Source organism: Leucobacter viscericola (genome assembly GCF_011299575.1).
GTDB classification, from domain to species: Bacteria; Actinomycetota; Actinomycetes; order Actinomycetales; family Microbacteriaceae; genus Leucobacter; species Leucobacter viscericola.
The window spans coordinates 2,414,964-2,425,998 of record NZ_CP049863.1 but is presented as its reverse complement, the minus strand read 5'-3'; the positions used below and the strand labels follow the sequence as shown (position 1 = coordinate 2,425,998).

Below are 11,035 nucleotides of genomic sequence, written 5' to 3'. Positions count from 1 at the left end.
AGTGCTGACAATCAATCATCAACAGATTCGATGGGGGCAAACGACTTGATCGACCAAGCCCCGTAATAGTCGCCAAGGGTTCGCCGACGAACTGCCAGCGATGCCTCGCTTTGACCACTGCCCCAGCGGCTAAGCATGCGCGCAAGTGCAAAGTAATTGACAGGAACTTGAACCTTCTTGTTCAAATCAAAAAGTCTCCGCAGCGTGTCGACGGCTCCGTCAAGATCTTGATCTTGGAGAGATACAAGTCTCGCCGCAATGGCATCATGCTTCTGGTAGGTTTCATCGTCTACTCTTTTACCGCTACGTTGTTCGCTGAGCACTCGAAAAGACTGACCTAGCGTGGGCTTGTCGCTATGCGGGATATTGGGATAACTCGCGACTAAGCCCGCGACTCGCAAATAGACAACTTGCTCATAGGGCGACGGCACATGCGGCAGTACCCAAGGATAGGCATATTGCTCAGTCAAGGGATTCAATCCACGCGAAACATTGGCGCGAAATCTTGAGTCGGTTTCTCTCCGTCGCAATACCTCCCCCACAAGCATGTGCAATGAATTGACGCTCTCTGACATCAAAATTTCCTCTCGCTTGTAAGCGAAGCCGCAGCAGCTTCAGGAGTTTTCTGCAAGGTTCAGAAGCCTTGCGATGTTATGACCGACTCGATTTCGCGCGATTGACAATGCAGGTGCAATTTTTGAATGCGGAACCGACTGAGCGACAGTGTCGAACGCCTTTAGTGCTGCCTCGCGTACTTCTGCCCATACATTGGGATCAATGCTCACATCGTTACTTCCGTTCACGATGTAGTGCGCAAAGGGCACCCGTACCTCTGCCCAGAACTCAGCCTCGACATCACCTCGCCTATTTGCAATCGCTGCCAACCGTCCCTTCTTTGAAAAGGGCTTGCCGAGCTCAATCATTACCAATTTCACTTTGGTCGAGGCTTCCGAAACCGCATCAGCCCGACTCTCACTGATCTGCCAGCGTGATCGCGCGGAAACCAGAATCTCACTGCGCCGAACGACTGGAGATGAAGCGCTCCCCTGTACAAGATGTCTCAGAAAAACGAGCGGTGCTTCTTCATCAACCATAATTCGTCCCTGAGAGTGGTTCCGCAGGGCCGCAGAAAGATTCTTAGCGTGCCATTCCGCTTCAAGCTGAGTCGCCCCATAACCAAAGTCAAGTCGCTGCGCTTTTACCTCCATAGGGGAAGCTCCCTTCCCTCCCGAGGTATCCTTGACAGGGAGGTAAAGGTAGAAGGGATCATAGGTATTTCGGAGATCCCACCATTTCTTCGCCTCATGCTTCTCCGTTCCCATGAGCGGCGGCCGATACGGTGATCCACCAACTGCTGCGGCGACCATTTGAAAGTCCCGCCACTGGCATCGCGCAGTGTTAGACCCCCAAGTCGCACGCCACAGCGGGTGTTCCGCAATTTTCTGATCCTTCAAAGCTGTGGCCCCAAGAGGATCGGCCCAGGCTGGTAACCCTGTTCCTTCTACCCAGCTCTTAGGGACGTTGAAACAAATGAAATCAAACAAGGAGCCACCATGCCAAAGAACTTCTGTCGCAGTGAAGTCTTTTCCCGGGTATCGAATGCCTGGCGAGCCATTTACGCATGCACGGCCATCTAGGCGGTTGTTACCGCCGAAACTGTAATAACTATTTATAGCTAGAGCCAACACAGCCTCAGGTAAATCAAGGCTCCTGGGTTGCTCACTTGAAGACCAGAACTCTTCAGCGCGGTCAGGCGGCATATAGGGCAACAACTTCTTGACCGAACTTGTAACTGGTATCTCGAGGTCGGCCGCAATTTGCAGAAACGGCTTCTCTGGATGAAACAGGTCGGCGTATTCACTGAGTTGATTTATTGCAGCATCAATTGCCGCCTCACTGAATTTCATGGCTCTAAACTTGGAGAACGGCCGCCTGGGGTCTTGATTTCGTATGACAATAGCTGCGACGGAAAACAGGAACCTAGAGATTGCACCGAATTGCACTCCGTTGAGCGAGGTGTCGATTCCCTTAAAAATATGGGCTTGAAGCAGAGCCTCTCGCACGGTAACGCACCGCGTCGATGTGGAACCGTCAGCAGCATCTTCAAACAAACGGATCCAAGCAACATCCTTGAGTACGTTAACGGACTGGTGTTGATTTTCACTCCGTTGAGACACGACAACCTTTCGACCGCATTTTCGGCACGGGAACTACGCTAGACAAAAATCCACACTTTCAAACTAGCATTCCCTCTTTATTTTCGTTGCTCTCTTTGAAGAAAAATTACAACGAGTTTGATAACTAGAAACAACCACACAAGATCTCAGAACTTCAGCCAACATCTCGCCCCCAACCCTCACCCAGACCCACCCGCTAGATTATGAGGGTGCCAATCAATCCCGCCGTACCTGTACTTCGCGCGGTCACGGGACCCCTCGCTGGCACACCAGATCTCGTCTCACTCGCCGATCCGAGCGAGCCACTACTGTGGATCCGCGGGGATCGCGGTTGCGTCGGAATAGGCGAAGCACTCAGGCTCACCTTCACAGGCCCCAACCGCTTCGCCGAAGCAGCCAACACCTGGCGCGCGATCGCCAAGAACGCTCAGATCGACGACCCCGTGCAGATGCCCGGCACCGGACTGGTCGCGCTCGGCACCTTCGCGTTCGCCGACCACAGCGAAGCCGAAAGTGTTCTGATCGTGCCGCGGTTCCTCGTCGCGCAGCATCGCGAGGCCGCGTGGATCACGGAAATCAACGAGATCACAAACTCAACACAGGCCGCAGAAGCCGCAAGCCAAGAAGCGCCCGCGATCCCCACCCCCAAACCACAAAACCCCTGGCACGCCACAACCTTCGAGGCCGCCACAGACACGGTCAACCAATACCTCGAAGGCGTCCGCAAGGCCACCGAAACAATCGACCGGGGCGAAGCCGAGAAGATCGTCCTAGCCCGCCAGATCACGGGCACACTTGCAGACGATGCAGACCTGCGCACCCCGCTCAAGCGTCTCGCCGACCGCTACCTCGACTGCTGGACCTTCGCCGTCGACGGCCTCATCGGCGCGAGTCCCGAAACCCTCATTCGCACCACCGACGGCGCGGTCTCAGCAAGGGTGCTCGCAGGCACACGAGGCCGCCATCCGGAGTCCGACAAGCGCGACGCGCAGGCCCGCGACGAACTGTTGACGAGCGCAAAAGAGCAGCACGAGCACGCCTTCGCGGTGCAGAGTGTGGTCACCGCACTCTCTCCGCACGTCAACGAGCTGCGCACGAGCGAAGCGCCCTTCCCGCTCCAGCTGCCCAACGTGTGGCACCTCGCGACCGACCTCGGGGCGACGCTCAAAGAGCAGAGCTCCTCGCTCGAACTCGTCGACGCGATCCACCCCAGCGCCGCCATCGCGGGCACCCCGACCGCCACAGCGGTCGCAGCGATCAATACGCTTGAGCCCTTCGACCGCGGTCGCTACTCGGGCGCCGTCGGTTGGATCGACGCCGACGGCGACGGCGAGTGGGTCATCGCGCTGCGTTGCGCACAAGTCGAAAAGGCAGAGGGTGGCCAGCGCAGGATCATCGCCAGCGCAGGCGGGGGAATCGTCGCGGGATCGGATCCCGAACACGAGCTCGGCGAAACGGTGTCAAAGTTCCGGCCGATCACCGAGGCGTTTGGGGCGTAAGACCGGGCGGGTTCTTCTCAAATGTTATGGAGTCATTCCAGACCCCTCGACATCAGTGAGCCTGAAGCCTCATGAACAGCCGCTAGCCTTTAGCGTCAAACCATTTCTTCATTCGTTCAAGACTTTCAAAGTGGGTGTCTACGAAGTCTTTTTCGATGCCGTAGAGGATGCGTCGCTCCGCTTCTGCCCGGCCAGTATCGATCTGGCATTGCCAGTCAGCTACCGCGATTTCTCGTTCCCTGTCGTACAGCTTTTCATACGCCCCCTTGTCGGGTTTATAAGGATCTGCACTACTTCCTTCTTCAGCAATTTTGTCCATCGACGCTTCTGAAGCAAGCGTGTCAAACTCTTCGACAATGGAATCTTGAGCTTGATCCCAAGAAGAAAAATCGAACCCTCCCGAACTCATACATTGAGACCAGCGTTCGAGTACTTTTTCCCAATCCTTATCCTGTGGGATTTGCTCTGGCAGAGCATTCATCTGGTCGATGAGATCATCAAACTGTGTCGTTTGGGCATTCTCAGCTTGCTCACCTTGCGAGGCACGTTCTTCAATCAGGTGCGTCGCTTTTCCATCGCAGCCACCTCGCCTCCAATCCCAGTCCACTTCTTCGCCCGTTTGAGATGCGGCGGACAATTCGTCCCAGATAGTGCCGGATAGGACGCGCGTGTACTCCTCGCGCATTTCGTCACTCATCATTGAGAAGTACTCTTCGTTTGGTCCGAGGGATTGTGATGACGCTTTATATAGCTTGTCGTATGGCAAAACGATCCCATATCCGTCACGCGCTCGCTTGGAGAGTTCCTTGTCGTCATCAATGGCTTCAGAGCCGGTGACGTCTTCGTCAGGTTCTGAAGTTGGCCAATACTCGAAGCCTTCTTCTTTCATGCAGGCTGCCACGATCTCGTCGTAGGTGAGAGCAGACTTGTCTGCACTGGCTTCGGGGTCTTTTATCCGCAAGGACCCCTCTTCAATCGCGTTCTGGTACGGCAAGAGAGGGGACTCCGCTGGCGGCTGAGCCCCCTCGATTCCTGAAGCGCATGACACTAAACCGAGTGACAGGGAAAGCGCCACAATTATGACAGCCTGGCGACGTCGCATCATTTCAACCCTTGCCCTCTATTCAGCTCCCAGCATGAACGACCATTTGCCTTCACCAGCGGTATCGACGTCGATGTTTGCTGAAGTGACGCCCGACGAATGTACGTCCACTCTCTTTCGCGTCATTTTTTCATCGCATTCAACGGTTTCCACGTTGGTTTCTGTAGTGCCCGCCACCTCTTGGTCAAGCGAGATCTTCAGCGTCACGCCTTTCTGGCAAACGTACTGAACGAAGTACCGCTTTTTTAGAAGATCTTTCAATGGCATGGAATACGCACCAGACAGCTCCGACACGACCCCATCGACCCAGGATTCACCCGTTTTAAGATCCCACAAGCTTGTGTTGTAGAGGCTCGTGTCGGTATCTGCTGTACTCGCCGGCTTTGACTCGATCCCTTCAATGAGCTCTTTCGCCGAAGCCTCTTTTGAAGACTTGGTTGGAGTAGTTTCCTGGCTCGATGCGCATCCAACGCAAGCTGTCACAAACAGCGCGCTTAAAAGGATGCCTGCAGGCCTCATGATTCGGTTCACAGTACGTACGATTTCCAGATTGAGGTGCGAGCAGGAGCCACTCCATAGATTCGGTATGTCGTGCTGCTTCTTGAGAGAAGTCGACCATTGGAGCGAGCAAGCTTCTTGTAAGTGGTGGTTTTGTCAGTTCTGAACTGTGTGACCTCGACGCCGAGTTCACAAGCTGCGCGTTTTCCCTTGGGAATGTCGAAGCTGAATGAGCTACCCACTGAAGTGCTTGTGCTCCAAGACGCACCACCTGAGATCGTGGCCGACACTTTGGCGAAGATCCAGGCACTACCCTCAGCTGAAACCGATGCGTTAATCGAGTATGTGGTGGTAGAGCTTTTGTCAGATTTACACGTCGCTCTTACATTCTTCACACCATTTGCTTGAAAGACCTGCTTGTATCCAGAACGAAATGTCTTCGACACCTTCACCGGATTCGAGAAGCAGGTTTCAGTGACGAAACGCTCCTTCGTGGTCACCCGCGTAGTGATGCTCTTGCATGGAGACGGTGCTGCGGCGTGCGCTGCCGAAGCGGGAAAGACGATAGATGAGGCGAGTCCAACTGCAACCGCAGAGAGGAGCACCATGATCGTCATCCCGCGAAATTTAACGCCGGGGATGGAATGCTGTCTGGTCATCAATTACCTCAAACAGGGGAGGAAAATAGCGGGAAGGCGTAACTATAAAACTAATTACACACGAGTTCTTACTTTCTAGTTTCAAAAATTACCAGAAAAGCTCATTCGCCAGGTTGCTTGAGAATAACGATTAAGTAACAGTGATGGGTTATTTATCGGGCAGTGCAGTTTTCCTCTTGCGGGCGGATGTCGCCGGGCCGCGGTCGTGGGATCACGACCGCCCCAAAACCACCCCTACCCATAAACCTCGCGATACCGATCCCGAGCCGCAGGGTGCAACGGCACCGCGCCGGTGTCGATCAGGCTCACGGGGGTCAGGAACTGCGCCCCCACCGATCCCTTCGGCACGAGCCTGCGGGCGTCGAACACGAGCGCATCAACAATGAGTCGGGCAATGTCGTCGGGAAGGTCGGGGCTCGCGAGCAACAGGTTCGGGATGCCGAGCGTTGGTGTCGGCACCGCCGACCCGTAGACATTCGCCGGGATGGTCGACTTCAGGTAGACAAGCGGATACTCAGCCTCAAGCTTCTCCGCCGCGGTCGACAGGTCGAGCAGGCGCAGCGGCACCTCAGCGCTGAACTCCTCGATCTTGGGGGTCGACACCCCTCCCGACCAGAACATCGCGTCGATGCGGCCCCGCCTCAGCTCCCGCAACCCGGCTTCCAGGGTGTGCTCGACCTGCCGCGGACCCCCATCCGCCTCACCGAGACCGGCGAGCTCGAGCACCCGGCGGGTTGTGAACGAGCTGCCGGATCCACTCGCGCCCGTTGACACAACCTTGCCTCGCAGGTCCGACAGACCGCGCAGCCCGCCCTCTCCAAGCACCGCGCACTGCAGGTAGTTCTGGTAGACCCGGCCAATCGCCACGCTCGTGCGCCCACCCGCCGCGCGACCCCCGTCGGCAAGGCGCGCGTTTTCGTGTTCCCGCACAATGTCGGCCAGCGCAATCGCGAGATCCACCTCTCCGTCCTGCAGCAACTGCAGATTTTCGGCGCTGCCATTGGTGGTGAGAGGCTCCAACTGCGCCGCCACACGCGCAGACCCCCAACCGCCGCTGCTTGATGCGCGCCGATCAACGGCAGCGCTCAGCAGCTCCCCGAACTGCAGATAGATGCCTCCCGGCTCACCGCACGCCATCTTCAAGTGGTGCACGGGCGACGCGGCACACCCCGCGAGCATCGGGATCGCCCCCGCCGCCAAACCACCGACGATCCCGGCAAGCAGCCCTCTTCGGGTCACAGAACCCACATCCACTCGAACCCCGCTCACAGCGCCCTCAGCTCGATCTGCGTGCGCAGTCCGCCCTCTGGTGCGCGATCCACCCTGACGGCAGCCCGGTTGCCATACGCGATCTGTTCGACGATCGCGTGCCCGAGCCCCGTGCCGGGTTGCTCACGGTGCTGCGGTGCTCGCCAGAACCGGGTGCCGATCTGTTCGAGATCGCGATCGCTCAGACCCGGCCCGGAGTCCGAGACCCGCAGGATCACCCGGCCACGCTCAGGCTCGCGGCTCATCGCAACAGTCACCGTTGCACCCGAACCCGCATACTTGCTCGCGTTGTCGAGCAAAATCTCGACCATCTCTTCAAGGTCGCTTGGGTTGCACGCAATCCTCACCGGTTCCGATTCCCCATCTAGCGAGAGCTGAACACCAGCTGCGGCGAGCGCGTGCCGGTGCGGCTCAACGAGGGTCGCGATGGACACGAAGCTCTCCTCGAACGGAGCCGCTTCATCCCCGCCAGCTGGGCCGGCAGGAGCATCCCCGCCGGAGCGAGCAGCCCCAGAGGCGCCGACTGCGCCAGCACCACCGGCAGCCCCACCAGCACCAACAGTCGCAACCTCGGCCACCTCACTCTGCCGCCGACTCGCACGATGCTCCGCGTGAGCAAACTTCAACATGCGCTCAAGCGTGCTTTCGAGGCGGTCGAGATCGTGCATGATCGCGGCGATGTCGTCGGCGGTAGCGCCATCTACGACATCACCAGGGGCTTCCCGAGAAGCACCAACGACACCCTCACCAACACCGTGAGGCGCAAGCGCATCAATCCGCAGCCGGATCGCAGCCAGCGGGTTGCGCAGTTGATGTGAGGCATCGGCGATGAGCCCGCGCTGTTGCTCAAGAGCCGCCTCAACGTTGTGGGCCATCCGCTCAAATGAAGCGGCGAGCCGCCGCAGCTCAGGCGGCCCGGTCACGCCGGTCGACTCCACCCTCCGTTGCTCTGCGAGCGCGTTCGCCGCGGCATCGAGCACCCGCACGGGGCGCAGCACCCAGCGGCTCCACGCGACACCGAGCACAAGCAACCCCGCGATCAGCATCAGGCCGACACTTCCGAGCTGCACCCAGCCCAGGGCGACGTCTTGACGCGCTCGCTCCTGCGAGACGCCAATCACCACAACACCGGCCGAGACATTCCCCTCGGTCTTCAGCGGGCGGGCTGCAACAACCGACGCATCACTCCAGGGGTACACCGTCGGCAGTTCGAGCTGCGGGATCCCGCGCAGCGCGTCACTCACGGCCGCGTCAGTCGCCGCGCCCGCAGGCATTTGTCCGACTGAGGTCAGCATGACTCCGGCACCATCGGCAACCATCACGGGCTCTTGGTATGTGTCGTAGAAGCGCTCGAGGTATCGATCGAGCACCGCGAGATCGGCGCCCGATCCTGACCCGCCCGCCGCCACGGCAGCATAGGAGCGCTGCACAATCTGGTCGAACGCCTCCACCCGCTGCCGCTCCAACTGTTGCGTGCGCTGCTGCGCAATCGCGACCGCCGCCGGAACCACCAGCGCCCCAATCGCGACCAGTCCAAACGCAAGCAGCGGAACCAGCAGCCGCAGCCTCACGCCGAGGGCTCCGGCCGCGCAGCGCCCGAGGCCTCCGAACCCGACGCTTCCAGGCGAAAGCCAAACCCCCGGATCGTCACAATGCGCAGCATCGGCAGTTTGTTGCGAATCTGCGCGAGGTGCACGTCGAACGTGCGCGATTCAGCGGGGTAGTCGTCACCCCACACCCGTGCGACCAGGTGCTCGCGGCTCACTGCAGATCCCACCTTGCGCGCGAGTTCGGCAACGAGCGCAAACTCAGTGGGGGTCAGTTTTACTTCCTCGCCGCGAACGCTGACGAGCTGCGCTTCAGGATCAATCCGCAGTTCCCCCACCACCAGCTGCTTCGACACTTCGCGCGCGTAGCGACGCGTAACGGCAGAGATGCGGGCGAGAAGCTCGTGCAGGCGCAGCGGCTTCACGAGATAGTCGTCGGCGCCGAGACGCAACGCTTGCACGGTGGATCGCTCGTCGTCTCGTGCGGTCACCACGATCACCGGCAGGTCGCTGTGCTCACGCAGGCTGCGGAGCACGTCGATGCCGTCCATATCTTCGAGCCCGAGGTCGAGCATCAGCAACTCAAACTCGCGGTGCCGCTCGAGCACATCGGCGCCGCGAGCAACACGCGTGCAGCTGTAGCCAGCTTTGGTGAGCGCGCCCGAGAGTGCGGCCGCCACCGACGGATCGTCCTCGGCGACTAAGACACGCATGTCAGCAGTTTAGCCGCGGGCCGGGCCGCGATCCCGCCAACGTAAAGGAAGCGTTAAGGCCAGGGGCGCCACCGCGCGCCGCCAAGAATACTGGAGGGAGCACGTGAACAAACCCCGATTCAGAGACGAGCACACCCATGTCAACGACGACACTCACCTCGCCCACTCTGCGGCGATCCATATCAAACACGCTGAAAGGATCGGCCGGCAATCTGGTCGAGTGGTACGACGTTTACGTCTACTCAGTGTTTGCAACCTACTTCGAATCCCAGTTCTTCGCGGCGGACGAAAAGAACTCGACCATCTACGTGTGGGCCATCTTTGCGGTCACGTTCTTGATGCGCCCAGTTGGATCGTGGTTCTTCGGCCGCTTCGCCGACCGCCACGGGCGGCGCCTTGCCCTCGCGACCTCGGTCTCAGTGATGGCGGCGTGTTCGGCGATCATCGCCATCGCACCCACGGCCGAGATGATTGGCGGCGGCGCGGTCGTCATCCTCGTGTTTGCGCGGCTCGTGCAGGGCTTCGCGACCGGCGGCGAGTACGGCACCAGCGCCACCTACATGTCTGAAACCGCGATCTCTGGTCGCCGCGGCTTCCTTTCGTCGTTCCAGTACGTCACGCTGGTCGGCGGTCACGTGCTGGCCCAGTTCACCCTCATGGTGATGCTGCTCACGCTGACACCCGAGCAGATGACCTCGTGGGGATGGCGCGTAGCATTCGGGATCGGCGGAGTCGGTGCAGTGGTCGTGTTCTGGGTGCGCCGCACCATGGATGAAACGCTGAGCAGTTCTGACCTCGCCGCAGTGCGCTCGGGTCAGGCCAAGCAGGCAGGATCGATGCGCGAACTCTTCGTGAACCAGTGGCGCCCGCTGCTGCTCTGCTTCTTGGTCACCGCCGGTGGCACGGTCGCCTTCTACACGTACTCGGTCACAGGGCCGAGTATCGTCAAGAACGCGTTCTCCGACGGCGACGTGATCGCGGGCACGATTATCAACCTGATCGCGCTCATCATTCTGATGCTGCTGCAGCCGCTCGGTGGATGGCTCTCCGACATCGTTGGCCGCAAGTCACTGCTGGTGTTCTTCGGGATCGGCGGGCTCTGCTACACCTGGTTCCTGCTCACCGCGCTGCCTCAGCAGCAGAACCCGATGACTGCGTTCCTGATCCTGGTCGGCGGCTTCATCATTCTGACCGGCTACACCTCGATCAACGCGGTTGTGAAGGCGGAGCTCTTTCCGACCCACATTCGCGCGCTGGGAGTCGGCCTCGGCTACGCGCTCGCCAACTCGGTGTTCGGCGGCACAGCCCCGATGCTGCACGCGGCGGCCGGCGAGAGCGGCCACCTCAACACGTTCATCTTCTACGTCATGGGCATCATTGCGGTGTCGCTCTTCGTCTACATCTTCTTCTTGAAGAACAAGGGAACCAACTGGCTCGACAACGAGGCCGAAATGAACGCCAAGGTCCTGGGGCGGCAGAGCGCACCGCTCGACGCGCAGCGGGTCGAGGCTGCAGGTGTGAGCGAGTCGGTTTCGAACTCCACGCGCTAGACCGTTGGGGCGTGCGGGTTG

Annotated in this window: 10 protein-coding genes; 2 read left to right on the top strand and 8 right to left on the bottom strand. The window is 59.3% G+C overall.

The features are described 5' to 3' along the window. Positions 1-11: 11 nt before the first annotated feature. Together casB and G7068_RS10600 are read right to left on the bottom strand one after the other, a co-directional pair. Positions 12-575 (bottom strand): type I-E CRISPR-associated protein Cse2/CasB, encoded by a 564-nt coding sequence (casB, locus tag G7068_RS10605; protein WP_166291873.1) that lies wholly within the window; start codon positions 573-575, stop codon positions 12-14. A gap of 39 nt (positions 576-614) precedes the next feature. Beyond that, on the bottom strand, positions 615-2,177 hold the full coding sequence (locus tag G7068_RS10600) for a type I-E CRISPR-associated protein Cse1/CasA (protein WP_166291870.1): 1,563 nt from the start codon (positions 2,175-2,177) through the stop codon (positions 615-617). A 209-nt stretch (positions 2,178-2,386) separates the two neighbouring features. Between G7068_RS10600 and G7068_RS10595 the strand changes: the two genes are divergently transcribed. Further along, positions 2,387-3,676 carry an isochorismate synthase gene (locus G7068_RS10595; RefSeq protein ID WP_244304447.1) on the top strand — a complete coding sequence of 430 codons (1,290 nt, stop codon included), beginning with the start codon at positions 2,387-2,389 and terminating at the stop codon, positions 3,674-3,676. A gap of 82 nt (positions 3,677-3,758) precedes the next feature. On the opposite strand, the gene G7068_RS10590 is transcribed toward G7068_RS10595, so the two are convergent. From G7068_RS10590 to G7068_RS10565, 6 genes are all read right to left on the bottom strand, one after another. Beyond that, positions 3,759-4,670 (bottom strand): hypothetical protein, encoded by a 912-nt coding sequence (locus G7068_RS10590; protein WP_166291865.1) that lies wholly within the window; start codon positions 4,668-4,670, stop codon positions 3,759-3,761. A 126-nt stretch (positions 4,671-4,796) separates the two neighbouring features. Beyond that, positions 4,797-5,309: a hypothetical protein gene (locus G7068_RS10585; RefSeq protein ID WP_166291862.1), complete on the bottom strand. Its 513-nt coding sequence runs from the start codon at positions 5,307-5,309 to the stop codon at positions 4,797-4,799. Next, a complete protein-coding gene (locus G7068_RS10580; protein WP_166291859.1) occupies positions 5,306-5,893 on the bottom strand; it encodes a hypothetical protein in 588 nt (195 codons plus the stop codon). Before G7068_RS10580 ends, G7068_RS10585 begins: the two co-directional genes overlap by 4 nt. A 276-nt stretch (positions 5,894-6,169) precedes the next feature. Continuing rightward, complete coding sequence (locus G7068_RS10575; RefSeq protein ID WP_166291857.1) at positions 6,170-7,174, bottom strand: TAXI family TRAP transporter solute-binding subunit; 1,005 nt, start codon at positions 7,172-7,174, stop codon at positions 6,170-6,172. Between the two features lie 26 nt (positions 7,175-7,200). Further along, a complete protein-coding gene (locus tag G7068_RS10570; protein WP_166291855.1) occupies positions 7,201-8,775 on the bottom strand; it encodes a sensor histidine kinase in 1,575 nt (524 codons plus the stop codon). Beyond that, the gene (locus G7068_RS10565; protein WP_166291853.1) at positions 8,772-9,464 is read right to left on the bottom strand and encodes a response regulator transcription factor; all 693 of its coding nucleotides are present in this window, start codon (positions 9,462-9,464) and stop codon (positions 8,772-8,774) included. Before G7068_RS10565 ends, G7068_RS10570 begins: the two co-directional genes overlap by 4 nt. A 137-nt stretch (positions 9,465-9,601) precedes the next feature. Here G7068_RS10565 and G7068_RS10560 point away from each other — a divergent pair, with 137 nt between their 5' ends. Next, positions 9,602-11,014 carry an MFS transporter gene (locus G7068_RS10560; RefSeq protein WP_166291851.1) on the top strand — a complete coding sequence of 471 codons (1,413 nt, stop codon included), beginning with the start codon at positions 9,602-9,604 and terminating at the stop codon, positions 11,012-11,014. Positions 11,015-11,035: the final 21 nt, after the last annotated feature.

Bases quoted from the DNA above. Each gene is read 5' to 3' on its own strand.
- casB (WP_166291873.1), bottom strand. From the start codon at position 575: ATGTCAGAGAGCGTCAATTCATTGCACATGCTTGTGGGGGAGGTATTG.
- G7068_RS10580 (WP_166291859.1), bottom strand. From the start codon at position 5,893: ATGACGATCATGGTGCTCCTCTCTGCGGTTGCAGTTGGACTCGCCTCA.
- G7068_RS10565 (WP_166291853.1), bottom strand. From the start codon at position 9,464: ATGCGTGTCTTAGTCGCCGAGGACGATCCGTCGGTGGCGGCCGCACTC.
- G7068_RS10560 (WP_166291851.1), top strand. From the start codon at position 9,602: ATGTCAACGACGACACTCACCTCGCCCACTCTGCGGCGATCCATATCA.